The organism is Microbacterium sp. 10M-3C3, assembly GCF_003931875.1.
GTDB lineage: Bacteria > Actinomycetota > Actinomycetes > Actinomycetales > Microbacteriaceae > Microbacterium.
In genome coordinates this window covers 1,350,250-1,376,608 of record NZ_CP034245.1, presented here as the reverse complement: position 1 = coordinate 1,376,608, position 26,359 = coordinate 1,350,250, and the positions used below count along the sequence as shown (strand labels likewise).

The following is a 26,359-nucleotide window of genomic DNA, read 5'->3' as shown; positions in this document are numbered from 1 at the left end:
CGCCCCCTCGTCGAGAGATCGGGCGCCGAGCGATCTGCGAGATTCGATGACCACCTTCCAGCCCGACACGGTTCCCGGCGAGGCGCCCCCGCCCGACTCGGTCGCCCCGCGCGACTCGAGCCCGCAGGCGCCGACGTCGGTGTCCCGCTTGAACGACACGATCCGCGGGTTCGTCGACCGCTGGGGGTCGGTATGGGTCGAGGGCGAGATCACGTCGTGGAACGTGCGGGGCGGCAACGTGTTCGGCCGCCTCAAAGACCTCGCGACGGACGCGACGATCTCCTTCCGCGTGTGGTCGAGCACTCTGGCCCGCCTGCCGAAGGACTGGAAGGTCGGCGACCATGTCATCGCGTGCGTGAAGGCCGACTACTTCCCGCGTACCGGCGACTTCAGCTTCGCCGTGTCGGCGCTGCGCCACGTCGGGCTCGGCGACCAGCTGGAGCGTCTCGAGCGCCTGCGCGTCACGCTGCGCGCCGAGGGACTGTTCGACCCCGCCCGCAAGAAGTCCTTGCCCTTCCTGCCGCACCTCATCGGCCTCATCACCGGCGAGAACTCCGACGCCGAGAAGGACGTGCACCGCAACGCCCAGCTGCGCTGGCCGCACGTGCGCTTCCGCACCAAGCACGCCGCCGTCCAGGGCGACCGGTGCGTACCCGAGACGATCGCGGCGCTCAAAGCCCTCGACGCCGATCCCGAGGTCGACGTCATCGTCATCGCGCGCGGCGGGGGCGACCCGCAGACTCTGCTCGGATTCAGCGACGAGCGGCTCGTGCGGGTGGTCGCCGCGGCGCAGACGCCGGTCGTCAGCGCGATCGGGCACGAGAACGACCATCCGCTCCTCGACGACGTCGCCGACGTCCGCGCGTCGACGCCGACCGACGCCGCCAAGCGCGTCGTGCCGGATGTCAGCGAGCAGCGCGCCCTCGTCGCGCAGCTGCGCGCGCGCCTGGCCGGTCGTCTCACGCATCGCATCACGCACGACATCGCACAGCTCGAGCAGCTGCGCTCCCGGCCCGTGCTGCGCTCCCCCGACACGCTGCTGACGGGACGCGCTCAGGAGGTGTGGATGCTCGCGACCCGCGGCCGCGACGTCGTCGACCGGCTCGTGGCGGCACACGATCGCCGCACCACGGAGCTGCGGGCGTCGCTGCGCGCGCTGTCGCCGCTGGCGACACTCGCCCGCGGATACGCGATCGCCCACCTCCACGGCGGCGTGATCGTGCGCGACGCCGCACAGGCGCCGGCCGGGGCCGAGATGACCGTGACGGTCGGCCGCGGCTCGATCGCCGCACGTTCCGAGGGCGAGGTGCCCGAGTCCGACGCGTCCGCCGGTCCCGCCTAGAATGGACGGCATGACCGCGTCGACCCCCGGCTCCGCCGACGTCGCGGCACTGTCGTTCGAGCAGGCCCGCGACGAGCTGGTCCGCGTGGTCGCCGAGCTCGAGCAGGGCGCGCCGACGCTCGAGGAATCGCTCGCCCTGTGGGAGCGCGGCGAGGCGCTCGCGGCCCGCTGCGAGGAATGGCTCCTCGGCGCCAAGCGGCGCCTGGACGCGGCCCGCGCCGACGCGGGCGCCGCGGAGGCGTGATGGCCCGCGTCGTCGCCGAGCTCGGCCGCCCGGAGACCCCGGAGGAGACCGCCGCGCGCAAGGCGGAGTCCTCGCGCATCTATCGCTCCAGTCAGAACGTCCGCAATCTCGTGGCGGCGCTGCTCGCGACCCTCGCGATCGTCGCCGTCGTCGTCTTCGGCGTCCCGCGCGGAACCCCCGCCCCGACGCCGGAGATCGACGTCTCCGCCGAGGCTTCCGCGCTCTCGGACACCCTCGACCGCCCCGTCCTCGTGGCCCGCGTCCCCGACGACTGGCGCGTCAACTCCGCGGTCCTCGACAGCGAGACCGTCGAGACGTGGACGGTCGCCTATGCGCCGCCCGGCGACTCCGGCTTCCTCCGTGTCGAGCAGGGCTTCGACGCCGATGACGCCTGGGTGACCGAGCGCGTCGCCGGCACGCGCTCGAGCGGGACCGTGGATGCCGGCGGCATCACGTGGGACGAGTACCGCATCGCCGACGCATCCACGGCGGGGAACGTCTCATATGCGCTGGCGACCACCGCCGGCACCGACCGCGTGATGGTCCTCGGCTCGGTCGCGCCCGAGCAGGCGGCCGCCGTCGCCGCCTCCCTCGCCGACGGCATCCAAGCGCTCCAGGAGGATCAGTGACCGTGACCACCCCCACTCCGCGCCGGGTCTGGGACGAGATGACCGAGGGCAACGCGCGCTTCGTCGCCGGCGAACCGCGTCACCCGCGGCAGGACGTCGAGCGTCGCAACGAGCTCGCCGGCGGCCAGCGTCCGCGCGCCGCGCTGTTCGGCTGCTCCGACTCGCGTCTGGCCGCCGAGATCATCTTCGATGAGGGTCTCGGCGACCTCTTCGTCGTGCGCAACGCGGGGCAGGTCATCTCCGACTCCGTCGTCGGCAGCCTCGAGTACGCGGTCGGCGTGCTCGAAGTTCCCCTCATCGTCGTGCTGGCGCACGACGCGTGCGGCGCCGTGGGGGCCGCGATCGAGAGCGTGCGACCGGATGCGCCGGCGCTGCCGCCGCTCATCTGGCGTCAGATCGCACCCATCGTCCCCGCGGTGCGACGCGTGCTCGGGGGCCGCGACGCCGCGACCGCGCTCGACCCCGAAGAGGTCGGACGCGAGCACCTGCGCGACACCGTCGCTCAGCTGCTGCACGCCTCCGAGCTCATCTCGCAGGCCGTCGCGGACGGGCGCCTCGCGATCGTCGGGGCGAACTACCGCCTCGCCGAGGGCACCGCGAGCCCCGTCGTCATCATCGGCGACGCCGGGGACCAGCCCGCCGCGTGACTTTTCCCACCATCGGCAACAGGAGGACGACGACGTGACCGACACCGGATACCGCATCGAGCACGACACCATGGGCGAGGTGCGGGTTCCGAAGGACGCGCTCTACGCCGCGCAGACGCAGCGGGCCGTGGAGAACTTCCCGATCTCGGGCGACGCCCTCGACCCCGCGCAGATCGTCGCGCTCGCGCGCATCAAGAAGGCCGCGGCCCTCGCGAACAAGGAGCTCGGCACGCTCGACGGCACGATCGCCGACGCGATCGCCCGCGCCGCCGACCGCATCATCGCGGGCGAGCACGCCGACCAGTTCCCGATCGACGTGTACCAGACCGGCAGCGGCACGTCCTCGAACATGAACATGAACGAGGTGCTCGCCACGCTGGCGTCGCGCGACCTCGGCAGCGCGGTGCATCCGAACGACCACGTCAACGCCTCGCAGTCGTCGAACGACGTCTTCCCCACCTCCGTGCACATCGCCGTCACGCAGGCGCTCATCGACGATCTGATCCCCGCGCTCGACCACCTCGCCGTGGCGTTCGAGGAGAAGGCGCAGGCGTGGAAGTCGGTCGTGAAGTCCGGCCGCACGCACCTCATGGACGCCACGCCCGTCACCCTCGGTCAGGAGTTCGGCGGCTACGCGCGGCAGATGCGCCTGGGCATCGAGCGCGTGCAGGCGGTGCTCCCCCGTGTCGCCGAGGTGCCGCTGGGCGGCACCGCCGTGGGCACCGGCATCAACACGCCGCTCGGTTTCCCGCAGAAGGTCATCGAGCTGATCGTGTCGGAGACGGAGCTGCCGATCACCGAGGCGCTCGACCACTTCGAGGCGCAGGCGAACCGCGACGGCCTGGTCGAGGCCTCCGGGGCGCTGCGCACGATCGCGGTGTCGCTCACGAAGATCAACAACGACCTGCGGTGGATGGGCTCGGGTCCGAACACCGGACTCGGCGAGCTGCACATCCCCGACCTGCAGCCGGGCTCGTCGATCATGCCGGGCAAGGTCAACCCCGTCGTCCCCGAGGCGACCCTCATGGTGTGCGCGCGGGTGATCGGCAACGACGCGACCATCGCGTGGGCCGGCGCATCCGGCGCGTTCGAGCTGAACGTCGCGATCCCCGTCATGGGCACCGCGCTGCTGGAGTCGATCCGCCTGCTCGCCAACAGCATGCGCGTGCTCGCCGACAAGACCATCACGGGCCTCCAGGCCAACGTCGAGCGAGCGGCCGCGTTCGCCGGCATGTCGCCGTCGATCGTCACGCCGCTGAACAAGCTCATCGGCTACGAGGCGGCGGCGAAGATCGCGAAGCACTCGGTGGCCAAGGGCATCACGGTGCGCGAGGCCGTCATCGACCTCGGCTACGTCGAGCGCGGCGAGATCACCGAGGAGCAGCTGGACGCCAAGCTCGACCTGCTCTCGATGACGCACGCGGGCTGACGCGTCACCGGGCGGCGCACGAGCGGGCCATAATCGATCCGTGAGTCGGACGCCGAGGATGACCTCGGCGCGCGCGCGGATCCTGGGGGCAGTCCTCGCCGTGGCGTGCGTCGGGCTGGTCGTCGTGGGCGGGATCACCTTCTGGATCCAGCGAGATCGCGTGCTCGCGAACACCGATACGCAGCTGCGCGGGTTCGCGGCGACGCTCGTCGCGCAGCGGCTCGACTCCCAGAGCGCGGTCGTCGACGCCGTCGAGTCGATCGTGCCTGGTCGTACCGACGACACCCTCGCCCTCCGCGGCGAGACGGTCGTGGCCACGGCACCGCCGGTGGGCATCGATCTGTCCGGCGACGCCGCGCTCGTGCGGACCCTGGCCTCCGCTCCCATCGAAGATGTGCGGTACGGCCAGGTGTCGGGTGATCTCGGCACGATCCGGTATGTCGCGATCCCGATCCAGGGCCTCGTCGTCGTCCACGCCGTGTCCCTGGACGCACGCATGGAGCTCGTGACCCTCGGCGTCGGCACGTACGCCGTCGCCGGGGCGGTCATGCTCGTGGCGATCGCGATCGTGGGGTGGTTCGTCGCCGGCCGCCTCTTCTCCCCCATCCGCGAGCTGCGCGCCACCGCCGACGCGATCTCCATCGGCGACCTCGGCGCACGTCTGCCGCCGGCGGGCACCGACGAGATCGACGGCCTCACCCGCACCGTGAATTCCATGCTCGACCGGATCGAGACCTCCGTCGACGTGCAGCGCCAGCTCCTGGACGACGTGCGGCACGAGCTCAAGACGCCCATCACGATCGTGCGCGGCCACCTCGAGACGATGGACACGACCGACCCCGACGAGGTCGCCGCCACACGCGAGATCGGCATCGCGGAGCTCGACCGCATGACGCGTCTGGTCGACGACATCGACCTGCTCGCCACGGTCGAGGGCGGCGGGTTCGAGATGGGCGTGGTCGATGTCGACGCCCTCACGACGCGTGTGGGCGATCTCGTGTCGGTCATCCCCGGCCACCGCTGGAGCGTCGAGGCGCGCGGCTACGGCCGCATCGACGGAGACTACGACCGCCTGCTGCAGGCGTGGCTCCAACTGGCCGACAACGCCGTCAAATACACGCCCGAGGGCTCCGGCATCGAGATCGGCAGCGCCCTCGACGACAGCGGCGCCCGGCTCTGGGTGCGCGATCACGGGCCGGGAATCCCGCCGGCCGCGCGGCACCGCATCTTCCGCCGCTTCGACCGTGCCGACGGCCGCCGCACCGTGGGCGGGTCGGGGCTGGGCCTCGCGATCGTCGACGCGATCGCGAAGGGTCACGACGGCCACTGCGCCGTGACCGACACCCCCGGCGGCGGCGCGACCTTCACGATCCACCTCCCGCCCGGCGTCGGCCGGGCATCCGCCGACCTGCCGGCGCCCGTGCGTGCCGGCGACGTGGTCCAACAGCGAGAGGCCTCCGGATGACACGCATCCTCATCGCCGAAGACGAACCGCGCATCTCCGCCTTCGTCAGTCGGGGACTCGAGTCCGCCGGCTACCTCACCCACATCGTCGAGGACGGCGGTGAGGCGCTCGACGAGGCCCTCGCCGGCGACGTCGACCTCGTGCTGCTGGACGTCGGGCTGCCCACGATGGACGGCTTCGAGGTGCTCCGGCATCTGCGAGGTCAGGGTTCGACCGTGCCGGTGATCATGCTCACGGCGCGCTCGAGCACGCGCGACACCGTCGATGGCCTCGATGCCGGCGCGAACGACTACATGGCGAAGCCGTTCAAGTTCGACGAGCTTCTCGCACGTGTGCGCTCTCGCCTGCGCGAGAACGTGCAGACCGGGACGATCGCCGTCGTGCACGGCGATGTCTCGCTCGACGTGCTCACGCGCCGCGCGACGGTCGCCGGCCGGGAGATCGACCTGAGCGCGCGAGAGTTCGCGCTCGCGGAGCAGTTCCTGCGGCATCCGGGTCAGGTGCTCAGCCGCGAGCAGCTGCTCAGCCGCGTGTGGGGCCTCGACTTCGATCCCGGCTCGAACGTGGTCGACGTGTACGTGCGGTATCTGCGCGGCAAGTTCGGGCACGAGCGCATCACGACGGTGCGCGGCGCCGGCTACCGCTGGGAGTGAGCATCCTGCTCCCGCGCCGATCGGGAACCGCCCGCAGACGTGGAGAGCCCCCGGCGTCGGGGGAACGCCGGGGGCTGTGGGAGCACCGGAGTCGGGGGAAACTCCGGGGTTCGCCCCACTGCGTCACCCGAAAACGCGGTGGGGTCTCACCATGGTCGGATCGAGTCGGATCCGTTCCTCTCCGTGGGGGGAATCCGTCGCGGGGACGGATGCGGTTTCCCGCAATGCCTCCATCGTGCGCGAGGGACGTGAGAACGATGAGAGCCGGGGATGAGAGGTCTCTCATCCCCGGCTCTCGGAACCGCGTGCGTCAGGAGAGCTCGCCGGCCTCCAGGAGATCGGTCACGAGCGCGGCGATCGCCGACCGCTCCGAGCGCGTCAGCGTGACGTGTCCGAACAGGCCGTGGCCCTTCAGCGTCTCGATGACCGAGGCGACGCCGTCGTGCCGCCCGACGCGCAGGTTGTCGCGCTGCCCGACGTCGTGAGTGAGCACGACGCGCGAGTTCTGGCCCATCCGGCTGAGCACGGTCAGCAGCACGTTGCGCTCGAGCGACTGCGCCTCGTCGACGATCACGAAGGCGTCGTGCAGCGACCGGCCGCGGATGTGCGTGAGCGGCAGCACCTCGAGGAGCCCCCGCGCCAGCACCTCCTCGAGCACGTTGCCCGACACGACAGAGCCGAGCGTGTCGAACACGGCCTGGCCCCACGGGTTCATCTTCTCGGCCTGGTCGCCGGGCAGGTAGCCGAGCTCCTGACCGCCGACGGCGAACAGCGGGCGGAACACGATGATCCGCTTCTGCTGCTGGCGCTCGAGCACCGCCTCGAGCCCGGCGCACAGCGCGAGCGCGGACTTGCCGGTGCCGGCTCGGCCGCCGAGGGAGACGATCCCCACCTCGGGGTCGAGCAGGAGGTCGATCGCGATGCGCTGCTCGGCCGACCGGCCGTGGAGGCCGAAGACCTCGCGGTCGCCGCGGACGAGCTTGAAGGCGCCGTCGCCGATGACGCGTCCGAGCGCCGAGCCGCGCTCGGAGTGGATGATGAGACCTGTGTTCACCGGCAGCCCGACGACGTCGTCGCTGTGCGAGACCTCCGACTCGTACAGGTCGCTCATCTCGTCGCCGCTGACGTCCAGGTCGGCGATGCCGGTCCACCCCGAGTCCACGGCCTGCTCGGCGAGGTACTCCTCGGCGGTGAGGCCGAGCGAGGCGGCCTTCACGCGCATCGGGAGGTCCTTGGACACGATCGTCACCTCGGCGCCGTCCTGCGCGAGATGCGCGGCGACGGCGAGAATGCGGCTGTCGTTGTCGCCGAGTCGGATGCCCGAGGGCAGGACGGTGGGGTCGGTGTTGTTCAGTTCCACGCGGAGCGTCCCGCCCTCACCCACCGGCACCGGGAAGTCGAGGCGGCCGTGCTCGACGCGCAGCTCGTCGAGGTGGCGCAACGCCTGACGGGCGAAGTAGCCGATCTCGGGATCGTGGCGCTTGCCTTCGAGCTCGGTGATCACGACGACGGGGATCACAACGGAATGCTCGGCGAAGCGGAAGAACGCGCGCGGATCGCTCAGGAGGACCGAGGTGTCGAGGACGTACGTGCGCAGATCCTGCGAGAGGTCTCGCGGCTCCACGGCGTACGCGTCCGCGTACCCGTCTTCGGCGATCGTGCGGCGCTGCTTCTGTGGTGCTCGTGCGGTCACAACCCACTCCCGACCCGGGACTTCGTCCCGGCAGTCACGAGTCGACCGTGGGTCACGAGCCGTGATCCTGAATGGCCGACTCGACCGGGCTCCTTGCCCGATGCGATCACCGTAGGACCGGGGTGCGGATCGGCGCGAGCGACACGCCCCGACGGGATTGTTACGCCGAGGTGAATTCCTCGGCGCGGGTCCGCGCGGGCGCCCGGCTGCCGCGATGCGGGCGTCAGCCGCCGTAGCGGCGGTCGCGGTCGCCGTAGTCACGGATGGCGCGGAGGAAGTCGACCTCGCGCAGATCCGGCCCGAGCGCCTCGACGAAGTAGAACTCGCTGTGCGCCGACTGCCACAGCAGGAAGTCGCTGAGACGCTGCTCCCCCGACGTGCGGATCACGAGATCGGGGTCGGCCTGTCCGCCGGTGTACAGGTGTTCGCCGATCTGCTCGGGCGTGAGGCTCGCGGCGAGCTCCTCCAGCGACCCGCCCTCGCTCCGGTGCTGGGCGATGATGCTGCGCACCGCGTCCACGATCTCGCTGCGCCCCCCATAGCCGACCGCGAGGTTCACATGCAGGCCGGTGTGCGCGCGTGTGCGCTCCTGGGCCTCGGCGAGGACGCGGGCGAGCTCCGGCGGAAGCAGGTCGGCGCGGCCGACGTGCTGCACGCGCCAGTTCGGCTCACGGGAGATCTCGTCGGCGAGCTCGGCGATGATCTCGATGAGGTCGGCGAGCTCGCGCGAGTCGCGCTTGCGCACGTTGTCGGTCGACAGCAGATAGAGCGACACGACCTGGATGCCCAGGTCGTCGCACCAGCGGAGGAACTCGCGCATCTTCGCGGCGCCCGCGCGGTGGCCGTGGGCGGCGGAGTCATAGCCGAGCTGGCGGGCCCAGCGGCGGTTGCCGTCGATCATCATGGCGACGTGGTGCGGCACGGCCTCGGGCCGCAGGCGTCGGCGGAGCCGGTTGATGTAGAGCCGGTAGAGGGGGCCCTGGCCCGCACCTTCTCGGCTCGTCGTCACGCCCCTACGCTATCGCGCGCGCACGCCCGTGCCCCTCCTGTGCGGCGAGGGGACCTGTGCAACGCATGGGGAAAGCGCTCCCGTGCGCGAAGCGGAATGCGTCGTTGCATAGGCTTCCTTCGTGACCCGACGCACGCCCTCCCCCGATGCGCCCGTCGACGGCGCGGACATGCCTCAGCTCCCGCTCATCGACGCGGCCGCCGTGTCGGCGCAGGACGAGCTCAAGCCCACGTGGCGCGGCTGGATCCACGCCGGCACGTTCCCCGTCGCGATCGCCGCGGGGATCGTCCTCGTCTCGCTCGCGCAGGGCGCGCCGGCGAAGTGGGCGTCGGCGGTGTTCATGCTCACCTCGATGCTGCTGTTCGGCAACTCGGCGCTGTACCACCGCTTCAACTGGAAGCCGAAGACCAAGAGCGTCCTCAAGCGGATCGATCACGCGAACATCCTGCTGCTGATCGCCGGCACCTATACCCCGCTCGCGGTGCTCGCCCTCCCCACCGACAAGACGATCATCCTGCTGTCGATCGTGTGGAGCGGGGCGATCCTCGGCATCTTCTTCCGCGTGTTCTGGATCCACGCGCCGCGATGGCTCTACGTCGCGCTGTATCTGGCGCTCGGCTGGGCGGCCGTGATGTACATCGTCGACCTGTTCCAGGCCAACGCGGCGATGATGGTCCTCGTCGTCGTGGGCGGCGTGCTCTACACGGTGGGTGCGGTCGTGTACGCCCTCAAGCGCCCCAACCCGTGGCCGGGACATTTCGGGTTCCACGAGATCTTCCACGTGTGCACGGTGCTGGCGTTCCTGTGTCACTGGACGGCGAGCCTGCTCATCGCGCTGCACCCCGCGTTCCACGGGGGCTGACGCCCGTCCCGCACCCGCGGGCGGACGCGCGCGCTAGCGTCGCGCGGGGTGGTCCCCCGACCCGTCCTCGTCCTTGTCGATGTCCTGGTCGTCGACGTCGCTCGCACGAACCGCCGCGTCCGCCTGCTCCTGCGCATCCAGCTCCGCGCGGATCTCCTCGCGGTACCGACCTCGGCGGATGCGGCGGAGCATGTCGAGGATCAGCAGGATCACCACGATGCCCAGCACCGCGATCACGGCGAAGCCCCACGGACCGGGGGTCACGAGGTCGTCAGGCGGCGACGAGGGAGTGGGTGCGGGGGTCGCCGCGAGGGCGACGAGCGCGTCGTGCATGTGTCCTCGATCCTCGGGGGAGCGCTTAGCCTAGGAACATCAGCTTAGATGTCCGGGGAATGATGACGACGCAGCAGATGCTCGACGAGCGCTACGGCCGCAGCCGCTCGCGACGCCGTCGCATCGTGGGCTGGAGCGTGCTCGGCGTGCTGGCGACGGCGGCCGTCGCGGCCCTGGGCTGGACGACGGTGCAGCGCTCGATCGAGTCGGTCAACATCGACGGGCTCTCCTACGCCGTCGAGGATGCGCGCACCGTGTCGGTCACGTTCCAGCTGACCGCGCCGCCCGGCCGCGACATCGCGTGCGCGATCGAAGCACAGGACGAGGAGCACGGCATCGTCGGCTGGCGGATCGTGCGCTACCCCGCCGCCGAGTCGCACGGACAGCAGTTCACCGAGATCGTGCCCACCGTCGCGGAGGCCACGACGGGTTTGGTGAACTCCTGCTGGCTCCCGTAGGCTGACGGACATCCACTCGACGCCCCGGCTGCTGCCGGGGCGTTTCGACATACCGGGCGGCGAATCGCCCGGCACCCCTGATCGAAGGAGAGCGACGTGTCCAGCGACGCACAGGTGACGTTCCTCACCCAGGAGGCCTACGACCGGCTCGCCGCCGAGCTCGAGCACCTCTCCACGACGGGCCGCGAGGAGATCGCCAAGCGCATCGAGGCCGCCCGCGAGGAGGGCGACCTCAAGGAGAACGGCGGCTATCACGCTGCGAAGGACGAGCAGGGCAAGCAGGAGGCGCGCATCCGCACCCTGCAGCAGCTGCTGAAGAACGCGAAGGTCGGCGAGGCGCCCGAGAGCACCGGCGTGGTCGAGTCCGGCACGGTGGTGACGGCCCTCATCGCCGGCGGCGAAGAGGTGTTCCTCCTCGGCAACCGCGAGATCGCGGCCGACTCCGAGCTCGACGTCTACAGCGAGGCGTCGCCGCTCGGGGCGGCGATCCTCGGCATGCGCGAGGGCGAGAAGGGCTCGTACACTGCACCGAACGGTCGCGAGATCTCCGTCGAGATCGTCAAGGTCGAGACCTATTCCGGGCAGTAGGCGCAGCTCTAGTCGGCCACGACGGTCGGCGCGAACCCCGCCTGCTCGAGGGTCTCGATCACGAGCGCGCGGTGCTCCTCGCCGCGCGTCTCGACGCTGAGCTGCAGGATCACCTCGCTGATCTGCAGTCCCTGGCCGTGACGGGTGTGCAGCACCTCGACGACGTTGGCACCGGCCTGCGCGAGCAGCTCCGACACGCGGGCCAGCTGACCCGGGCGATCGGGCAGCGGAACGCGCAGGGTCATGTACCGCCCCGACGCGGCGAGCCCGTGCGCGACGACGCGCTGCAGCAGCAGCGGGTCGATGTTGCCGCCCGACAGCACCGTGACGGTGGGCCCGGTCGCGCGCACCTTGCCGGCGAGGATCGCGGCGACGCCGACCGCGCCGGCGGGCTCGACGACCTGCTTCGCGCGCTCGAGCAGCACGAGCAGCGCGCGGGCGATGTCGTCCTCGCTGACGGTGACGACCTCGTCGACGAACTCGCGGATGAGCGCGAAGGGCAGGTCCCCGGGCCGGGCGACGGCGATGCCGTCCGCGATCGTCGGACGCGTCTCGACCTCGACGGGGAAGCCCGACGCGAGCGAGGTGGGATAGGCCGCGGAGTTCTCCGCCTGCACGCCGATGATGCGGATGCTGCGGCCCACGGCGGCGGCGCGCGCCTTCACGGCGGCGGCCACACCTGCGGCGAGGCCTCCCCCGCCGATGCCGATCACGAGCGTCTCGAGGTCGGGCACGTCCTCGATGAGCTCGAGACCGAGCGTGCCCTGACCGACGATGATGTCACGGTGGTCGAAGGGGTGGATGAGCACCGCCCCGGTGCGTTCGGCGTATTCGGCGGCCAGGCGCAGCGGCGTCTCGACCGTGGCTCCCTCGAGGATCACGTGCGCGCCGTAACCGCGGGTGGCCAGCAGCTTCGGGACGGGCACGCCCAGCGGCATGAAGATCGTCGCCGGAATTCCCAGCTGCTGCGCCGCGTGCGCGACGCCCTGCGCGTGGTTGCCGGCGGATGCGGCGACGACGCCGCGGGCGCGCTCCTCGGCCGTCAGGCGCGACAGCCGGTAGGTCGCCCCGCGGATCTTGAACGACCCGGTGCGCTGCAGATTCTCGAGCTTGAGATGTACCGGCACGCCGAGCAGCTCGCCGAGGTGCTGGGACTCGTCGAGCGGCGTGCGGGCGATGATGCCGGCCAGGACGGCGGCGGCGTCCTCGAACTCGGCGAGCGTCGGGGCGGTCGTGATCATGCGTTCCTTCCGCGGGTGCGGGGCACGGTGCGCCAGATGAGGTCGGGTGGGGTGCCGTCGGCGCCCTCCCACCCGCGGCGCGAGAGGTACACGGCGACGACGTTGACGAAGGCCGCCAGAGGCACGGCGAACAGCGCGCCCGCGATGCCGCCGATGAGCGCGCCGCCCGCGACGACCAGCACGACCGCGAGCGGGTGCACCTTGACGGCGGAGCCCATGAGGATCGGCTGCAGGACGTGGCTCTCGAGCTGCTGCACGCCCAGCACACCGATCAGCATGAACAGGGCGATCAGCGGGCCGTTGTAGACGAGCGCGACGAACACCGCGAGCGCGCCGGTGATAACCGCCCCGACGAACGGGATGAAGGCGCCGAGGAAGACCAGCACGCCGATCGGGACCGCCAAGGGCACGCCGAGGAGGAACGCGATGCCGCCGATGCCGACCGCGTCGATCGTGGCGACGAGCAGCTGCGTGCGCGCGTAGGTGACGACCGTGCGCCACCCGGCCCGGCCGGCGCCGTCGACGGCGGGCCGCGCGGCGCGCGGGAACAGGCGCGTCGTCCAGCGCCAGATGCCGCCGCCGTCGGCGAGCAGGCACAGCAGGATGAACAGGGTCAGCAGCAGCCCGGTCGCCACGTGGCCGACCGTGCTGCCGACCGCGAGGGCGCCGGTCCACAGGGTCTCGGTCTGCTGCTGCAGGAACGGTCCGACCTGCGCCAGCACGTCGTCGATCTGCTGCGCGGTGAGGTGCAGCGGCCCGTCGATGAGGTACTGGCGGAACTGCTCGACGGCGGCGACTGTGCGGGCGCGGACGGACCCCCACTGCTGGGTGATCTGCCACACCGCCAGCCACAGCAGGCCGCTGACGACGGCGATCGTGCCGATCACCGACACGACGATCGCGAGCCAGCGCGGCCACCGGTGGCGCAGCATCCACGAGAACACCGGCCACAGCAGCGCCGTCACGAGGATCGCGATGAGGAGGGGGATGATGAGCAGCTTCAGCTGGATGACGAGCCAGATGACGACGGCGAGGGCGGCGGCGACGATGAGGAGGCGCCACGCGTAGGCGGTCGCGATGCGCAGGCCGCGGGGCACGGAACCGCTCACCTCCGTGGCCACCGTGCGGCGGCGCAGCGCGTCCCACAGCGTCCCGCGGGACTCGGGGTCAGGCGCGCTCATCCCAGCAGTCTAGGCCGCGTCCCACCCTCCCCGGTGGCCGCCCGGCGGGGCGGGGAGAGGGCGTCCGCGGCGTCGGTCGGGTCCGTGTCGGGCCCCGCGGCTAGGCTGACCGCGTGAAGAGCAGCGGCAGCCGCACCCTCAGTGCAGCGGAGGCTCGGCGGGTCGCGCTCGCGGCGCAGGGTTTCGCACGCCCGCATCCGGCCGCGACGGGCACGCGGCAGCTGAACGACGCGCTGCGTCGCATGGCGACGCTGCAGATCGACTCCGTCAACGTCTTCGCGCGCTCGCACTACATGCCGCTGTTCTCCCGCCTCGGCGAGTACGACACGGCGACGCTCGACGCGCTCCTGTTCGCGCGGCGCCCGCCGTGGGTGGAGTACTGGGCGCACGTCGCCGCCTTCATCCGCTCCGCCGACTGGCCGCTGTTCGCATTCCGCATGGACGACATGCGGGCGAAGTACGGCGCCGACGACACGTGGTTCGCGCGTCACCGCGAGACCGTCGACTGGGTGCGCGCCGAACTCGCCGAGCGCGGCCCGCTCCGGCCGGCGGAGATCGAGCGCGATCTCGGCGACCGCCCGCGCGGCGGCTGGTGGGGATGGGACGACGTCAAGCGCGCGATGGAGTATCTGTGGATGTTCGGCGAGGTGGCGATCGCCGGCCGACGCGGATTCGAACGGCGCTACGCACTCGCCCGCGACGTCCTGCCGGCCGACGCGCTGGCCGTGCGCGTGCCCCGCGACGAGGCGGTCCGGGAGCTGGTGCGCCGGGCGGCGCGCGCGTACGGCGTCGCGACGGCGTCCGACGTCGCCGACTACTGGCGCATCCGCGACCGCCGCGCCGTCACCGCCGCCCTCGAGGACCTGACCGACGCGGGCGAGCTCACCCGCGTCACGGTCGAGGGGTGGACGAGCGCGGGGCGCCCGGCCCCCGCGTGGCTGCATCGCGACGCGATCGTGCCCCGTCGCATCGACGCGGCGGCGCTGCTGACGCCGTTCGACCCCGTGGTGTGGTTCCGCGACCGGGCCGAGCGGCTGTTCTCGTTCGAGTACCGCATCGAGATCTACACGCCCGGGCCCCAGCGACGCTACGGGTACTACTCCCTCCCGCTCCTCGTCGGCGACCGGATCGTCGGCCGCGCCGACCTCAAGGCCGACCGGGCGGCCGGGACCCTCCTCGTGCAGTCGGCGTGGTGGGAGCCAGATGCGCCGGCCGGAGCCGCCGAGCGCGTCGCCGCCGAGCTCCGGCGCGCCGCGCGATGGCAGGGTCTCGAACGCATCTCGGTGTCGCGCTGGGGCGACGCGGTCGACGGCATCGCCGCGGAGCTGCCCGAGGCCGCCCGGCACGACCGCGCCGACGTCGAGCCCGTCCCGCTCGCGCCGGACGAGCCGACCGCATGAGCCGCCGGCGGGCGTGGACGATCGCCGCGGTCGTCGCCGCCGTCGTCGCCGCGGCGGTGACCGCGGCCGCCGTGTGGTCGCTCACACGCTCCCCCGACCCCGCGCAGGCGGCCGCCGGATTCGTCGCCGCCCTCGAGAGCGGCGACGGCGCCGCGGCCGTCGGAGCGCTCGCGGATGCGGCGGCGCATCCGGGGCTCGCCGACGCATTCGCGGCCGCCGAGGCGCACGTGACCGACGCGCACGTCACCGCGGTCGACGTCGAAGACGACCGCGCGCGGGCGGCGGCGACCGCGACGCTCGACGGGCGTGCAGTGGACGTCGGATTCTCGCTCGAACGGCGCGACGGCCGATGGCTCGTGGCCGACGACGCGCTGCGCACCGTGACGGTCACGACGTCGATCGGCACGAGCATCGGGATCGGCGGCACGGTGCTCCCCGCCGGGGCGCTCTCGCTCCTACCCGCGCAGTACCGGGTGACGGCGGCGCCCGGCACGCTGCTGTCCGGTGCCGTCGTGATCGACGTTCCCGCCGACGACGGCGCGGCCGCGTCGGCGAGCGTGCCCGCCGCCCTCACCGCCGAGGCCCGCACCCGCGCCCAGGAGCAGATCGACGCCTACGCGGATGCGTGCACGCAGACCGCCGGCCGGGTGCCCGAGGCGTGCGCCCTGCACATCCCGTGGCAGGCCGACCTCCGCGAGGCCCGATCCTTCGCGTACCGCGTCGAGCGCCGGCCCGTCGTCACCGTCTCCGACGACGGCCGCACGTTCGAGGCCGTCAACGGGTCCGTCGTCGTCACGGTCAGCGGCGTCGCGCGCGACGGTCGCGAGACGAGCGCGACCTACCGCAACGACGCGTGGGCGCTGCGCGGCGACGTCACCGTCGACGACACCGGGATGACGCTGTCGGTCCGCTGATCAGCGCTCCGGGAGCCCGACCACCTCGGCGCCCAGCCACGCGGCCAGCTCCCGCACCTCGGCGTGCACGGCGTCGCGGTCGTCGTCGTCCCACGCACCGTCCTCGTGCACGGCGTTGACGCGGAGCACCCCGGCCTTGCGGTCGACGCGGGCGTCGAGCTTGCCGACGAGGTCGTCACCCACCAGGATCGGCAGCGCGAAGTACCCCCACCGCCGCTGGGCCGCGGGCTTGTACATCTCGACGATGTACTCGAAATCGAAGATCTCCCGCGCGCGCTTGCGGTCGAACACCAGCCGATCGAACGGCGAGAGCAGCGCGACGCGGCCCGGCGCCGCGGCGTCATCGAGCGCCTCCGGGTCGACGCGCCAGCGACCCGCGACCCCCTCGACCTCCACCTCGACGCCGATCTCGCCGACGTCGGCGGGCTCCCCCGGAAGGGCCGTCGTCGACGCGCGCGCGATGCCGAGCGCGCGCAGCCGACGTTCGGCCAGGATGCGCTCGGCCTCGCTCGCCGGCACTTCGGAGTCGTCGGGGAAGACGCGTTCGGCGAGATCCCATACCCGCTCGCGCCCGCGCCGCTTCGACACGGCGACCTCGCCCCGCAGGGCGAGCAGCTCGAGCATGCGCGAGACGTTCTTCGCGTCGGTCCAGCCCGTCGACGCCCACGGCACGGCGCTCGTGTCGGGGATGTCGCCGGTCGCGAGGGCTCCCTCGGCAGCGAGCCGCGCGAGCACGTCGTCGCGGAAGGCGGCGTTGAGCTGCAGCCATTCGCGGGCCTGCGCAGAGGCCGGTGACGCCGCCATCCGCGCGCGGTACAGCGGCAGGTCGGCCATCGGCCGGTAGTAGCCGCTCCATTCGAACACCGTGCGATCGACCTCGACGGCGCGCGCCAGATCGGCGGGCTGGTACGGCCAGCCGATGCGGCTCCACAGGATGTGATCGGCGCTCGGCGCGATCGCGGCGGTCGGATCGATGTTCACCACGACCAGCGCGTCGAGCGTCTCGACGATGTCGGCGGGCCGGTCGTCGTCGAGTCGTTGCGCACGGACGGCGATGCGTCGAGCGTCGGCGGGATGCAGCCGCAGCGTCATGCCCGGAGCCTAGCCGCCGCATGCGACGACGTCCCCGCCGGCGAATGCGGCGGGGACGTCGTCGCAAGAGTCAGAACTGCACGCGGGGCGGCTCTGAGATGGCCGCGCCGTCGACGACCTCGAAGAACTCGCGCTCGGTGAAGCCGAGGCGACGGGCGAACAGGTTGTTCGGGAAGACCTTGATCTTCGTGTTCAGCTCGCGCACTCCGCCGTTGTAGAACCGGCGGGACGCCTGGATCTTGTCCTCGGTGTCGACGATCGACTGCTGCAGCTGCAGGAAGTTCTGGCTCGCCTGCAGCTGGGGGTAAGCCTCGGCGACCGCGAAGATCGATTTGAGCGCCTGCTGCATGTGCCCTTCGGCCACGCCCGCCTCCGCGGGGCCCGTCGCCGAGAGCGTCTCGGCGCGAGCGCGCGTGACGTTCTCGAAGACCGCCTTCTCGTGCGCCGCGTAGCCCTTCACCGTCTCGATGAGGTTCGGAAGCAGGTCGGCACGACGCTTGAGCTGCACCGTGATGTCGCTCCACGCCTCGTCGACGCGGACGTTCAGCTGCACGAGCGAGTTGTACGTGGCCCACAGATAGATCCCGCCGATGACGATGACCGCCACGACGATGAGGACAGGGATCAGCCACTCCCACATGCGAGGGTCTCCGTTCGACGAGTGCCCCTCATCCTAACGGGGGTTGGACGCGCGGTCCGGAAGGTTGCGACGACTCCCAGTGCTTATTCACCGAGCACCCGGTCGAGGTAGGGGTTGGCGAAGACGCGGTCGGGGTCGAGCCGGTCGCGCACCGCCACGAAGTCGTCGAAGCGCGGGTAGCGCTCGCGCAGCGCGACGGCGTCGAGACCGTGCTCCTTGCCCCAGTGCGGGCGACCGCCGAGCCCGGCGAGGATCTCCTCCACCGCGCCGAAGTACGCCGTCGGGTCTTCCCGCCAGTACCGGTGGACGGCGATGTAGCCGCTGTCGCGGCCGTGCGCGGTCGAGAGCCAGCGGTCGTCTCCCGCGGCCACGCGAACCTCGATGGGGAACGAGATCCGCCAGCCGCTGCGATCGATGAGCTCCCGCACGGCGCGGAACGCGGCCGGCAGCGTCTCGACCGGCACGGCGTACTCCATCTCCCGGAACCGAACCGTGCGCCGCTGGGTGAACACGCGCGGCGCGTGGTCGACGTAGGTGCGATTGCCGAACGTGCGCCCGGCGAGCGCGTTCACCGGCCGCACCGCCGCCGGCACCACCGCGCCCACGGCGCATGTCGCGCGGTACACGCCGTTGGCCATGACGCTCTCGTCGAGGAACCGGCGCGCTCGCGGAATCGGCGCGCGCCGAGCGCTCTCGGGCAGTCGCGTATTGGTCTTGGTGACGGCGATGTCGGTGTGCGGGAACCAGTAGAACTCGAAATGGTCGGCCGCGGCCCGCGCGTCGAGCGCCGCGAGGGTGTCTTCGAGCGGGTCGGGCCTCTCGACCGCCTCCAGGAGGAACGCCGGCACGCACTGCAGCGTGACCTCCACGAGCACCCCGAGGGCGCCCAGGCCCAGCGCCGCGGCCGCGAGCAGCTCCGGATGCTGCGCCTCGTCGTCGATCGTGAGCAGCTCGCCGCCGGCGGTGACGAGCGTCACGCCGACCACCTGCGTCGACAGGCCGCCGAAACGCGCCCCCGTGCCGTGGGTGCCCGTCGAGATGGCGCCCGCGATCGTCTGGCGGTCGATGTCGCCGAGGTTCGCCATCGCGAGACCGTAGGGAGCGAGCAGCCGCGGCACGTCCCACAGCGGGGTGCCGGCCCGCAGCGTCACTCGCGCGCGATCCCGGTCGACGTCGACGACACCGCGGAGCTCCCCGAGGTCGAGCAGCACATCCGGCGCCACGGCGATGCCCGAGAAGCTGTGGCCGGATCCGACGGCCTTCACGCGCAGCGAGCGCGCGGCCGCGGCCGTCACGGCCCGGCGCACCGCGTCGACGGATGCGGGGCGCTCCACGCGCACCGGACGCACGTGCTGATTGCGGCCCCAGTTGCGCCACACACCGCCCGGGCGGGTCACAGGAACGCCTTCCCCTCGCCGCGGTACGTCGGCAGCTCGCCGGCGAGCGCACCGCCGTCGACGAGGTGGTACCGGTCGACCCGCTCGGCCAGCTCGCCGCTCTTGGCGTGGCGGAACCACACCCGGTCGCCGATCGCGAGGTCGCGGGCGGCGGCGCCCTCCAGCGGCGTCTGCACTTCGCCGGCGCCCTCGCGGCCGAGCGTGGTGAGCCCCTCGGGCCACACCGGGCGCGGCTGGCGCGACGCGACGGGCGGCCCGGACGCGATCCACCCGCCGCCGAGGACGGTCGCGATGTCGGGCCGGGGTTTGCGGACGACTTCCAGCCCGAACGCGGCCGCGGGGGCCGGCGTGAACGCGCGGTAGCCGTCGAACAGATGCCCCGCGAGCAGGCCGCTGCCGGCGGTGAGCTCCGTCACGGCCGATTCGGACGCCGTGACCTCGAGCGAGCCGGTGCCCCCGCCGTTCACGAAGGCGAGGTCGGCCACGCCGCGGACGCCGGCGACGACATGCGAGCGGCGCTCGGCGAGCTCGGCGGCCGATCGCCGCTGCATCCACCGGATCACGGGGTCGCCGGGGCCCGCCGCATCCGGCTGCCCGGCGATCTGCGCTTCGTACATCATCAGGCCGACGAGCGCGAAGCCCGGGCGTGCGGCGATGCGCCGGGCGAGGGCGACGACCTCGGCGGGATCGTGGACCGGTGAGCGGCGGACGCCGATGTGTCCGAGCACCGCCGCGCGCCACGACGCGTCGGCGTCGATGGCGACGCGGAGGACCGCACGCCGTCCCGGTGGGGCGACGGCGTCGACGAGATCGAGCTGGGCGATGTCATCGACCATGAGCGTGACACGGGAGGCCGCGGACTCGTCGGCGGCGAGCGCCGCGATCGCCGCCCGGTCGGCGGTGGGATAGCCGACGACGACGTCGTCGTGGTCGGCGGCCAGCCACAGCGCCTCGGGCAGCGTGAACGCGAGGATGCCGGCGTACCCCGGAAGCGCGAGCACGGCATCGACGACCTCGCGCACGCGGACCGATTTGCTTGCGACGCGGATAGGCACGCCCCCGGCCCGCACGAGCATGTCGGCAGCGTTGTAGCGCAGCGCTTCGGCACTGAGGACCGCCACGGGCCCGGAGAGGCCGCCGGTGGCCGCCGTGATCCCCTGCCAGTGGGCTGCGTCCCGGGCGGCGGAGGCCGCGCCGGCGAGGAGGTCCAGGCTCACGGGTGACTCCGATGCGCGCGCATGCGGTCAGCCTAGGGCTGCGACGCTCAGCGTGGCACCGGCGGGGCTACCGACGCCGCCGCGATGCGCCCTACGCTGAACGACAGGTCGCCCCGCTCGGAGGGCACCGAGACCATCCGGAGGTTCGCCATGGCCGTGTTCTCCCGCGGGTTCGGTTCCCGTCGCCGCGAGTCCGACGCCGACCTGCCGCCCGGGCAGTATCTGACGCAGGACTTCCCGGTGCTCTCCGCCGGCCCGACTCCCCGCATCGACACCGCGGAGTGGAGCTTCAGCATCCGCACCGAGAAGGGCGCGACCCATTCGTGGTCGTGGGACGAGCTGATGGCGCTGCCCATCGAGGACGTGGCCACCGACATCCACTGCGTCACCCGCTGGTCGAAGCTCGGCACGTCGTGGCGGGGCGTGTCGATCGACACGCTGTTCGCCGACGTCGACACCGACTGGGAGTACGCCATGGCGCACTCGTACGGCGGTTACACGACGAACGTGCCGATGGCCGACCTCCGCGGCGGCAAGGCGTGGGTGGCCTTCGAGTTCGACGGCGAGCCGCTCGCGCCCGAGCACGGCGGACCAGCGCGCCTCCTCGTGCCGCACCTGTACTTCTGGAAGAGCGCCAAGTGGGTGCGTGGGCTCGTGATGCAGGAGCGTGACGACCCGGGATTCTGGGAGCAGAACGGCTACAACCTGCACGGCGACCCGTGGCGCGAGGAGCGGTATTGGTGATCGTCGGCGGCTGGGCACCGGCGTCGGTCGCCGAGGTCGAGCCGGCCACCCCCACGGCCCGGATCCTGCGGCTGCACGTGCCGGGATGGCCGGGCAACCTCCCCGGCCAGCACCTCGACCTGCGCCTGACCGCGGAGGACGGCTACCAGGCGGTGCGGTCGTACTCGATCGCCTCCTCCGGTGCGGGCGATCGCGTCGAGCTGGCGGTCGACGAGGTGCCGGACGGCGAGGTCTCGCCGTACCTCGTCGAGGACGTGCAGCCGGGCGATCAGCTCGAGGTGAAGGGTCCGCTCGGCGGCTTCTTCGTGTGGCACGACGACGACCCCTCCCCCGTGCAGCTGATCGCCGGCGGCTCGGGCATCGTGCCGCTGCTCGCGATGGCGCGCGCCCGCGCCGCCTCTGGCTCAACCGCGCCCTTCCGCCTGCTGTACTCCGTCCGCTCTCCCGAGGACGCGATCTACCGCGACGAGGTGGAACGCCTGGCCGATGCCGGGGTGACGGTGGATTGGGTGTACACGCGGCGCGGGCCGGAGGGCTGGAGCGGTCCTGTCGGCCGCGTGGGCCGCGACGTGCTGACGGCCCGGACGTTCGCGCCCGACGAGCGCCCCGCCGTGTTCGTGTGCGGCCCGACGGGCTTCGTCGAGGCCGTGGCATCCGCTCTGGTGGCGCTCGGGCACGACCCGGCGCGCGTGAAGACCGAACGATTCGGAGGTGCATGATGGCTGAGCACGCGGCCGCGGGTCACCCGACCACCGAGCACGCCGTCGTCAGCATCGTCGACGGCAACGCGCTCGCAGGTCTGCTGCAGGACGCACTGGGTCCCGACCCGACGATGGTGCGCCTGGAATGCGCGCACTGCTCCGACGCCTACGTGCTCGCGCAGGCGGTCGTCGAGCTCGAGCAGAACTCGGCGCTCGTGCGCTGCCGCTCCTGCACGCACACACTCTTCGTCGCGCAGCGGTCCCGCGGGGCGCTCGTCGTGCGCACGGGCACGGTCGACCTGACTTTCTCCCGCTGAGCGACAGGCGGCCCGCGGACCCTCCGGCCGGGGCCAGGTCATGCGAGCAGCCAGAATGGAATGGACCCGACGGCGAACCCGAGCAGCATCAAGCCTCCCGCGGTCGGCACGGAGCGGCGAACCGTGCCGGTGCCGAACCGGGCGACGAGCGCCTCGAGGCGAGCGCGAACCGCCGTCCGTGCAGAGAGCCCCACGATGAGGAGGACCACGCACGGCAGGCAATAGACGACCGCGTACCCAGCCAGGATGAGGAGGCCGCGCCCTGGCGGCACGCCGATCGACAGGAGGCGTTCGATCGCGACGAAGTAGGGGAACGCGTTGGGCAGATCGGCTCCCGTCAGAAGCACCCCGAACGGGAGTGCGGTCCACCCGAGAACCAGGCCGGCAGGGTGATCGGCCGACGGGGTCGGTCGCGCAGGCGACGCACGCCTGCGACGACGAGTGCGACCGCCGCCGCGCCGAAGGCGAGGAAGCGCAGCGCGACGGTGATGCCCGCGACCGCACCGGCCGCGGCTCCGGCGGAGAGGAAGAGCGCTGCGCCGACCGCGAAGACGGTGATCGCCGCACCGCTCACGGCCATACCGGCAACGAGCGCGGCGCGGCGGGGAGCGGCGATGAGGATCAGCGTGACGGCGACGATCGTCGCCGGATTCAGCGAGTCGAGGAGCGCGAGCCCGGCGATTCCGAGAAGGAGCACCCCGGTCACCCGTGCCGTCCGGGGGCTGCGGCTGGACCGATGAGGGAGGCGGACAGGGTCACGAGATCGACGGGTTCCGGTTCGACCCCGGCGATCGCGTTGGCGACGAGGCCGTCGCCAACCAGCCGGATCACTCGCGCACGCATCGCGTCGCCCACTTCCTCCTCGATCATGCGCTCCCACCTCGCCAGCGCCGAACGGGCCTCGTCCAGCAGAACCGCGGACTTGGGATCGCTCGAACGGAACGAGACGGCGAGGGCCTGCAGAAGTGCCCGCTCGGACGCATCCGGGCGCGACAATCGGAGCCAGGTCGGCGCGGCGTCGCCTCGCGCGGCCGCATCCGTCATGGCCGCGTCGATCTCATGAAGCGACATCCGTGCGAGGCCGACGATCAGGTCGGTGCGCGTCGGGAAGTGATGCATGAGTCCGCCTTTGGACACCCCCGCCGCAGCGACCACCGCGTTCAGCGACGGCACGACGCCGGTCGCGATGGTGAGGGCGCGGGCGGCGGCGAGGACATGGTCGCGCATCAGCTGATACTAGCGTACCGACCGACCAGTCGGTTTGTCCCCGTCACGGCGCCAGGGACGCTGCGCAAATGAGGCATCATGGAGGCGTGGAACCGCTCCCGCATCCCCCCGAAAAGAGCGCTCTGGCACGCTTCCTCCGTGCTCGCAGGGCCGCGCTGACGCCCGAGATGGCGGGCTTGCCGACCGACGACCGCCGGCGCGTGCAGGGGCTGCGCCGCGAAGAGGTCGCTCGGCTCGCGGGCATCAGTTCCGACTACTACCGCCGCCTCGAGCAGGGCAGCGGGCATCAGATTTCGCTGCAGGTGTGCAAGTCGCTCGCCCACGCGCTGCAGCTCGACCGCGCCGGCACGGCGTACCTCCTCCGGCTCGCCCTGCCCGACGCGGAGGCGCCGTTCGAGGTGCACGAGGGCGAGGAGCCCCCGCCGGGGCTCGTCGAGATGATCACGCATTGGGACCACACGGCGGCGTACATGATCGACCGCAACCAGGACATCCTCGTCGTGAACGACCTGATCCGCGCGCTCGCGCCCGGCTACGTCGAGGTCGGCAACAACCTCGCCCTCATGCACTTCGAGGCGACGCCCGAGGTGCGCGCGCTGCCGTCGTGGTTGAACGGCAGCCGGGCGACCATCTCCCGGCTGCGCTACTACGGCAACCCGTCGGACGCGCGCTGGCAGGAGATCGTCGAGCTGCTCCTCGAAGACGTGGACTTCCGCTGCATGTGGGAGGAGCACCAGCAGTTCCCCCTGAGCTTCGGAGTCTCTCCCAACTACTTCGCGCAGCACGGCTGGGTCGACATGAGCTGGCAGGTGCTCGAGGCACACCCCGGGCTGTACACGGTCATCTGCTACGGCGCACCCGGAACCCTCGGCGAGCGCGCGCTCAAAGAGCTGCAGGATGCGCTCGCGGCCGGCACGATCGAGCTGCCCGAGAACCCGCCCACCCCGACGTCGGGCACTCGGTTGGCGAGATACCGCGGCACCGGCCCGAGGGATGCGGCACCGCATCCGCGCACGTCTGCGCGCTGAGCGACCGACCTCGAGAGGGGGCCGGGGAGGGCCACGACAGCGCGACCCGAGGCTCGTAGCGTGACGATCGTCACCCCTCGAGAAAGGCCCTCCGCCGATGCCCTCCCCCACCGTCGTCCTCGTCCACGGCGCGTTCGCCGACGCGGCGAGCTTCGCACCCGTCACCCGCATGCTCCTGGACCGGGGCTTCCGCGTTTCGGTGCCGGCCGTCCCCAACCGGAGCCTCCTCGGCGACTCCGCGTACATCCGCTCCGTCGTCGAGGAGATCGACGGGCCGGTGCTGCTGGTCGGTCACAGCTACGGCGGCGCGGTCATCACCGTCGCCGGCGCGGCGGAGAACGTCGTGGGGCTCGTCTACATCGCGGGTTACGCGCTCGACGAGGGCGAGAGTCTCGGACAGCTGCAGGGCGGCTTCCCCGACTCCGACCTGGCCGCGAACCTCATCTACACGCCCTTCCCCATCGAGGGGGCCGAACCGGGCACCGACGTGTCGGTGAACGTGTCGGCGTTCCCTGACATCTTCGCCAAGGGCATCGACCGCGCGGATGCCGAGGTGCTCGCCGTATCGCAGCGTCCCCTCGCCGCGCTCGCGTTCGGCGAGAACGCACCGGTCGCGGCGTGGAAGACGAAGCCCGCGTGGGGCATCGTCGCCGCCGCCGACCACACGATCAACCCCGACGTCGAGCGGTTCGGCTACCAGCGGGCCGGCCTGCGCTCGGTCGTCGAGATCGACGGCCCGCACCTGCTCATGCACTCGAACCCCGCCGACGTGACGAAGGTCATCACCGACGCGATCGCCGAGCTCGGCTGACCCTCCCCCGTCACCTTCCCCCACGTCCGGGATCCCCCGGACACCACCCGCAACGAAAGGTTCCACCATGCCCTTCATCACGACCGCCGACGGCGCCGAGATCTTCTTCAAGGACTGGGGTCCGAAGGACGCCCAGCCGATCGTCTTCCATCACGGATGGCCGCTGTCCTCTGACGACTGGGACGCCCAGATGCTCTACTTCCTCTCGAAGGGGTTCCGCGTCGTCGCGTCCGACCGCCGCGGACACGGACGCTCGTCGCAGATCGACACCGGCCACGACATGGACCACTACGCGAGCGACGTGAGCGCCGTCGTCGAGCACCTCGACCTGCGCAACGCGGTGCACATCGGACACTCCACCGGCGGCGGCCAGGTCGCCCGCTACGTCGCTCAGTACGGCCAGCCGCAGGGCCGGGTCGCGAAGGCTGTGCTGGTGGCCTCCGTGCCGCCGCTCATGGTGAAGACCGACGCCAACCCCGAGGGCACCGACATCTCCGTGTTCGACGGCTTCCGCGAGGCCCTCGCGGCCAATCGCGCGGACTTCTTCCGCGCCGTCGCGTCCGGTCCGTTCTACGGCTTCAACCGCGAGGGCGCCACGGTGTCGGAGCCGGTGGTGGACAACTGGTGGCGCCAGGGCATGACCGGCAGCGCACTGGCCCACTATCTCGGCATCAAGGCGTTCTCCGAGACCGACCAGACCGAGGACCTCAAGGCGATCACGGTGCCGGTGCTGGTCATGCAGGGCGACGATGACCAGATCGTGCCCTACAAGGACGCGGCGCTCAAGCAGCACGAGCTCCTGCAGAACTCGACGCTGAAGATCTACGAGGGCTACCCGCACGGGATGCTCACGACCCACGCGGACGTGCTGAATCCCGACCTGCTGGCGTTCATCCAGTCCTAGCGCCTGTGCGCGGGGCGGCCGGTCCGGCCGCCCCGCGCGGGCTCGCGGCCGAGTGGCCGGCCGTACCCCCGGTGGGACTCGAACCCACACTGAAGCGATTTTAAGTCGCCTGCCTCTGCCATTGGGCTACGGGGGCTCGCGGTCGCGGGCGACGTCGACGCCGCCGCATCCACGCTACCGCCCGTGCACATGC

The 26,359-nt window shown here is 71.9% G+C and carries 30 protein-coding genes and 1 tRNA gene; 18 read left to right on the top strand and 13 right to left on the bottom strand.

The genetic code is table 11. The features are described from left to right. Positions 1 to 46 precede the first annotated feature (46 nt). The 7 genes from xseA to EI169_RS06530 are packed head-to-tail and all read left to right on the top strand — an operon-like array spanning position 47 to position 6,409. A complete protein-coding gene (xseA, locus tag EI169_RS06560) occupies positions 47 to 1,342 on the top strand; it encodes an exodeoxyribonuclease VII large subunit (RefSeq protein ID WP_125131616.1) in 1,296 nt (431 codons plus the stop codon). Between the two features lie 10 nt (positions 1,343 to 1,352). Beyond that, positions 1,353 to 1,586, top strand: coding sequence for an exodeoxyribonuclease VII small subunit (locus tag EI169_RS06555; RefSeq protein ID WP_205783889.1), 234 nt, complete (start codon positions 1,353 to 1,355; stop codon positions 1,584 to 1,586). After that, the gene (locus tag EI169_RS06550; protein WP_125131614.1) at positions 1,586 to 2,215 is read left to right on the top strand and encodes a DUF4245 family protein; all 630 of its coding nucleotides are present in this window, start codon (positions 1,586 to 1,588) and stop codon (positions 2,213 to 2,215) included. The genes EI169_RS06555 and EI169_RS06550 overlap by 1 nt, the downstream gene beginning before the upstream one ends. 38 nt (positions 2,216 to 2,253) lie before the next feature. Continuing rightward, complete coding sequence (locus tag EI169_RS06545; protein WP_125133359.1) at positions 2,254 to 2,862, top strand: carbonic anhydrase; 609 nt, start codon at positions 2,254 to 2,256, stop codon at positions 2,860 to 2,862. A 34-nt stretch (positions 2,863 to 2,896) separates the two neighbouring features. Next, positions 2,897 to 4,291 carry a class II fumarate hydratase gene (locus EI169_RS06540; protein WP_125131613.1) on the top strand — a complete coding sequence of 465 codons (1,395 nt, stop codon included), beginning with the start codon at positions 2,897 to 2,899 and terminating at the stop codon, positions 4,289 to 4,291. A gap of 58 nt (positions 4,292 to 4,349) precedes the next feature. Next, complete coding sequence (locus EI169_RS06535; protein ID WP_125131612.1) at positions 4,350 to 5,756, top strand: HAMP domain-containing sensor histidine kinase; 1,407 nt, start codon at positions 4,350 to 4,352, stop codon at positions 5,754 to 5,756. Further along, a complete protein-coding gene (locus tag EI169_RS06530) occupies positions 5,753 to 6,409 on the top strand; it encodes a response regulator transcription factor (RefSeq protein ID WP_125131611.1) in 657 nt (218 codons plus the stop codon). Before EI169_RS06535 ends, EI169_RS06530 begins: the two co-directional genes overlap by 4 nt. Positions 6,410 to 6,719: 310 nt before the next feature. Here the strand turns inward: EI169_RS06530 and EI169_RS06525 are convergent, their stop codons facing one another. Further along, positions 6,720 to 8,033, bottom strand: a complete 1,314-nt coding sequence (locus EI169_RS06525) for a PhoH family protein (protein ID WP_125133358.1) — start codon at positions 8,031 to 8,033, stop codon at positions 6,720 to 6,722. Between the two features lie 292 nt (positions 8,034 to 8,325). Next, complete coding sequence (locus EI169_RS06520; protein WP_125131610.1) at positions 8,326 to 9,111, bottom strand: isoprenyl transferase; 786 nt, start codon at positions 9,109 to 9,111, stop codon at positions 8,326 to 8,328. 169 nt (positions 9,112 to 9,280) lie between these two features. On the opposite strand from EI169_RS06520, the gene EI169_RS06515 reads away from it, so the two are divergent. Further along, a complete protein-coding gene (locus EI169_RS06515; protein ID WP_125133357.1) occupies positions 9,281 to 9,973 on the top strand; it encodes a hemolysin III family protein in 693 nt (230 codons plus the stop codon). Between the two features lie 33 nt (positions 9,974 to 10,006). Here the strand turns inward: EI169_RS06515 and EI169_RS06510 are convergent, their stop codons facing one another. Then, positions 10,007 to 10,306: a hypothetical protein gene (locus EI169_RS06510; RefSeq protein WP_125131609.1), complete on the bottom strand. Its 300-nt coding sequence runs from the start codon at positions 10,304 to 10,306 to the stop codon at positions 10,007 to 10,009. A 59-nt stretch (positions 10,307 to 10,365) separates the two neighbouring features. Between EI169_RS06510 and EI169_RS06505 the strand changes: the two genes are divergently transcribed. Beyond that, positions 10,366 to 10,764 (top strand): DUF4307 domain-containing protein, encoded by a 399-nt coding sequence (locus EI169_RS06505; RefSeq protein ID WP_346427094.1) that lies wholly within the window; start codon positions 10,366 to 10,368, stop codon positions 10,762 to 10,764. Between the two features lie 96 nt (positions 10,765 to 10,860). Further along, on the top strand, positions 10,861 to 11,352 hold the full coding sequence (gene greA, locus EI169_RS06500; protein WP_125131607.1) for a transcription elongation factor GreA: 492 nt from the start codon (positions 10,861 to 10,863) through the stop codon (positions 11,350 to 11,352). Positions 11,353 to 11,360: 8 nt separating this feature from the next. Here greA and ilvA read toward each other — a convergent pair whose 3' ends face one another. Then, positions 11,361 to 12,593 (bottom strand): threonine ammonia-lyase, encoded by a 1,233-nt coding sequence (gene ilvA, locus EI169_RS06495; protein WP_125131606.1) that lies wholly within the window; start codon positions 12,591 to 12,593, stop codon positions 11,361 to 11,363. Beyond that, on the bottom strand, positions 12,590 to 13,774 hold the full coding sequence (locus EI169_RS06490; RefSeq protein ID WP_125131605.1) for an AI-2E family transporter: 1,185 nt from the start codon (positions 13,772 to 13,774) through the stop codon (positions 12,590 to 12,592). Before EI169_RS06490 ends, ilvA begins: the two co-directional genes overlap by 4 nt. Before the next feature lie 113 nt (positions 13,775 to 13,887). Between EI169_RS06490 and EI169_RS06485 the strand changes: the two genes are divergently transcribed. Further along, complete coding sequence (locus EI169_RS06485; protein WP_125131604.1) at positions 13,888 to 15,174, top strand: crosslink repair DNA glycosylase YcaQ family protein; 1,287 nt, start codon at positions 13,888 to 13,890, stop codon at positions 15,172 to 15,174. Further along, positions 15,171 to 16,088 carry a hypothetical protein gene (locus tag EI169_RS06480; protein ID WP_125131603.1) on the top strand — a complete coding sequence of 306 codons (918 nt, stop codon included), beginning with the start codon at positions 15,171 to 15,173 and terminating at the stop codon, positions 16,086 to 16,088. Before EI169_RS06485 ends, EI169_RS06480 begins: the two co-directional genes overlap by 4 nt. On the opposite strand, the gene EI169_RS06475 is transcribed toward EI169_RS06480, so the two are convergent. The 4 genes from EI169_RS06475 to EI169_RS06460 form a co-directional block, all read right to left on the bottom strand. Next, positions 16,089 to 17,180, bottom strand: a complete 1,092-nt coding sequence (locus tag EI169_RS06475) for a crosslink repair DNA glycosylase YcaQ family protein (RefSeq protein WP_125131602.1) — start codon at positions 17,178 to 17,180, stop codon at positions 16,089 to 16,091. Between the two features lie 70 nt (positions 17,181 to 17,250). Further along, positions 17,251 to 17,820, bottom strand: coding sequence for a LemA family protein (locus EI169_RS06470; RefSeq protein WP_125131601.1), 570 nt, complete (start codon positions 17,818 to 17,820; stop codon positions 17,251 to 17,253). An 83-nt stretch (positions 17,821 to 17,903) separates the two neighbouring features. Continuing rightward, on the bottom strand, positions 17,904 to 19,217 hold the full coding sequence (locus EI169_RS06465; protein WP_125131600.1) for a D-arabinono-1,4-lactone oxidase: 1,314 nt from the start codon (positions 19,215 to 19,217) through the stop codon (positions 17,904 to 17,906). Continuing rightward, positions 19,214 to 20,371 (bottom strand): alanine racemase, encoded by a 1,158-nt coding sequence (locus tag EI169_RS06460; protein ID WP_240640723.1) that lies wholly within the window; start codon positions 20,369 to 20,371, stop codon positions 19,214 to 19,216. The genes EI169_RS06465 and EI169_RS06460 overlap by 4 nt, the downstream gene beginning before the upstream one ends. A 213-nt stretch (positions 20,372 to 20,584) precedes the next feature. Between EI169_RS06460 and EI169_RS06455 the strand changes: the two genes are divergently transcribed. The 3 genes from EI169_RS06455 to EI169_RS06445 are packed head-to-tail and all read left to right on the top strand — an operon-like array spanning position 20,585 to position 22,196. After that, positions 20,585 to 21,178: a sulfite oxidase-like oxidoreductase gene (locus tag EI169_RS06455; protein ID WP_125131599.1), complete on the top strand. Its 594-nt coding sequence runs from the start codon at positions 20,585 to 20,587 to the stop codon at positions 21,176 to 21,178. Beyond that, positions 21,175 to 21,897 (top strand): ferredoxin reductase, encoded by a 723-nt coding sequence (locus EI169_RS06450; protein ID WP_125133355.1) that lies wholly within the window; start codon positions 21,175 to 21,177, stop codon positions 21,895 to 21,897. The genes EI169_RS06455 and EI169_RS06450 overlap by 4 nt, the downstream gene beginning before the upstream one ends. Further along, positions 21,897 to 22,196: a DUF6510 family protein gene (locus tag EI169_RS06445; RefSeq protein WP_125131598.1), complete on the top strand. Its 300-nt coding sequence runs from the start codon at positions 21,897 to 21,899 to the stop codon at positions 22,194 to 22,196. Before EI169_RS06450 ends, EI169_RS06445 begins: the two co-directional genes overlap by 1 nt. A gap of 38 nt (positions 22,197 to 22,234) precedes the next feature. Here EI169_RS06445 and EI169_RS06440 read toward each other — a convergent pair whose 3' ends face one another. The 3 genes from EI169_RS06440 to EI169_RS06430 are packed head-to-tail and all read right to left on the bottom strand — an operon-like array spanning position 22,235 to position 23,423. Next, the gene (locus tag EI169_RS06440) at positions 22,235 to 22,543 is read right to left on the bottom strand and encodes a hypothetical protein (RefSeq protein ID WP_125131597.1); all 309 of its coding nucleotides are present in this window, start codon (positions 22,541 to 22,543) and stop codon (positions 22,235 to 22,237) included. Continuing rightward, positions 22,534 to 22,893: a hypothetical protein gene (locus tag EI169_RS06435; protein ID WP_125131596.1), complete on the bottom strand. Its 360-nt coding sequence runs from the start codon at positions 22,891 to 22,893 to the stop codon at positions 22,534 to 22,536. The genes EI169_RS06440 and EI169_RS06435 overlap by 10 nt, the downstream gene beginning before the upstream one ends. A 5-nt stretch (positions 22,894 to 22,898) precedes the next feature. Next, a complete protein-coding gene (locus tag EI169_RS06430) occupies positions 22,899 to 23,423 on the bottom strand; it encodes a TetR/AcrR family transcriptional regulator (protein ID WP_125131595.1) in 525 nt (174 codons plus the stop codon). 68 nt (positions 23,424 to 23,491) lie between these two features. On the opposite strand from EI169_RS06430, the gene EI169_RS06425 reads away from it, so the two are divergent. The 3 genes from EI169_RS06425 (at position 23,492) to EI169_RS06415 (ending at position 26,166) form a co-directional block, all read left to right on the top strand. Continuing rightward, positions 23,492 to 24,451: a helix-turn-helix domain-containing protein gene (locus EI169_RS06425; RefSeq protein WP_125131594.1), complete on the top strand. Its 960-nt coding sequence runs from the start codon at positions 23,492 to 23,494 to the stop codon at positions 24,449 to 24,451. A 97-nt stretch (positions 24,452 to 24,548) separates the two neighbouring features. Next, positions 24,549 to 25,262, top strand: a complete 714-nt coding sequence (locus tag EI169_RS06420) for an alpha/beta hydrolase (RefSeq protein ID WP_125131593.1) — start codon at positions 24,549 to 24,551, stop codon at positions 25,260 to 25,262. A gap of 67 nt (positions 25,263 to 25,329) precedes the next feature. After that, complete coding sequence (locus EI169_RS06415) at positions 25,330 to 26,166, top strand: alpha/beta hydrolase (protein WP_125131592.1); 837 nt, start codon at positions 25,330 to 25,332, stop codon at positions 26,164 to 26,166. A 63-nt stretch (positions 26,167 to 26,229) separates the two neighbouring features. On the opposite strand, the gene EI169_RS06410 is transcribed toward EI169_RS06415, so the two are convergent. Continuing rightward, positions 26,230 to 26,302, bottom strand: a tRNA-Leu gene (locus EI169_RS06410). Positions 26,303 to 26,359 lie beyond the last annotated feature (57 nt).

Excerpts from the sequence above, each read along its gene's own strand:
- EI169_RS06555 (WP_205783889.1), top strand. The coding sequence starts at position 1,353 with ATGACCGCGTCGACCCCCGGCTCCGCCGACGTCGCGGCACTGTCGTTC.
- EI169_RS06470 (WP_125131601.1), bottom strand. The coding sequence starts at position 17,820 with ATGTGGGAGTGGCTGATCCCTGTCCTCATCGTCGTGGCGGTCATCGTC.
- EI169_RS06535 (WP_125131612.1), top strand. The coding sequence starts at position 4,350 with ATGACCTCGGCGCGCGCGCGGATCCTGGGGGCAGTCCTCGCCGTGGCG.
- xseA (WP_125131616.1), top strand. The coding sequence starts at position 47 with ATGACCACCTTCCAGCCCGACACGGTTCCCGGCGAGGCGCCCCCGCCC.
- EI169_RS06515 (WP_125133357.1), top strand. The coding sequence starts at position 9,281 with ATGCCTCAGCTCCCGCTCATCGACGCGGCCGCCGTGTCGGCGCAGGAC.
- EI169_RS06480 (WP_125131603.1), top strand. The coding sequence starts at position 15,171 with ATGAGCCGCCGGCGGGCGTGGACGATCGCCGCGGTCGTCGCCGCCGTC.
- EI169_RS06530 (WP_125131611.1), top strand. The coding sequence starts at position 5,753 with ATGACACGCATCCTCATCGCCGAAGACGAACCGCGCATCTCCGCCTTC.
- ilvA (WP_125131606.1), bottom strand. The coding sequence starts at position 12,593 with ATGATCACGACCGCCCCGACGCTCGCCGAGTTCGAGGACGCCGCCGCC.
- EI169_RS06430 (WP_125131595.1), bottom strand. The coding sequence starts at position 23,423 with ATGCGCGACCATGTCCTCGCCGCCGCCCGCGCCCTCACCATCGCGACC.
- EI169_RS06505 (WP_346427094.1), top strand. The coding sequence starts at position 10,366 with ATGATGACGACGCAGCAGATGCTCGACGAGCGCTACGGCCGCAGCCGC.
- EI169_RS06455 (WP_125131599.1), top strand. The coding sequence starts at position 20,585 with ATGGCCGTGTTCTCCCGCGGGTTCGGTTCCCGTCGCCGCGAGTCCGAC.
- EI169_RS06415 (WP_125131592.1), top strand. The coding sequence starts at position 25,330 with ATGCCCTTCATCACGACCGCCGACGGCGCCGAGATCTTCTTCAAGGAC.
- EI169_RS06475 (WP_125131602.1), bottom strand. The coding sequence starts at position 17,180 with ATGACGCTGCGGCTGCATCCCGCCGACGCTCGACGCATCGCCGTCCGT.
- EI169_RS06445 (WP_125131598.1), top strand. The coding sequence starts at position 21,897 with ATGGCTGAGCACGCGGCCGCGGGTCACCCGACCACCGAGCACGCCGTC.
- EI169_RS06550 (WP_125131614.1), top strand. The coding sequence starts at position 1,586 with ATGGCCCGCGTCGTCGCCGAGCTCGGCCGCCCGGAGACCCCGGAGGAG.
- EI169_RS06425 (WP_125131594.1), top strand. The coding sequence starts at position 23,492 with ATGAGGCATCATGGAGGCGTGGAACCGCTCCCGCATCCCCCCGAAAAG.
- EI169_RS06420 (WP_125131593.1), top strand. The coding sequence starts at position 24,549 with ATGCCCTCCCCCACCGTCGTCCTCGTCCACGGCGCGTTCGCCGACGCG.
- EI169_RS06510 (WP_125131609.1), bottom strand. The coding sequence starts at position 10,306 with ATGCACGACGCGCTCGTCGCCCTCGCGGCGACCCCCGCACCCACTCCC.
- EI169_RS06545 (WP_125133359.1), top strand. The coding sequence starts at position 2,254 with ATGACCGAGGGCAACGCGCGCTTCGTCGCCGGCGAACCGCGTCACCCG.
- EI169_RS06490 (WP_125131605.1), bottom strand. The coding sequence starts at position 13,774 with ATGAGCGCGCCTGACCCCGAGTCCCGCGGGACGCTGTGGGACGCGCTG.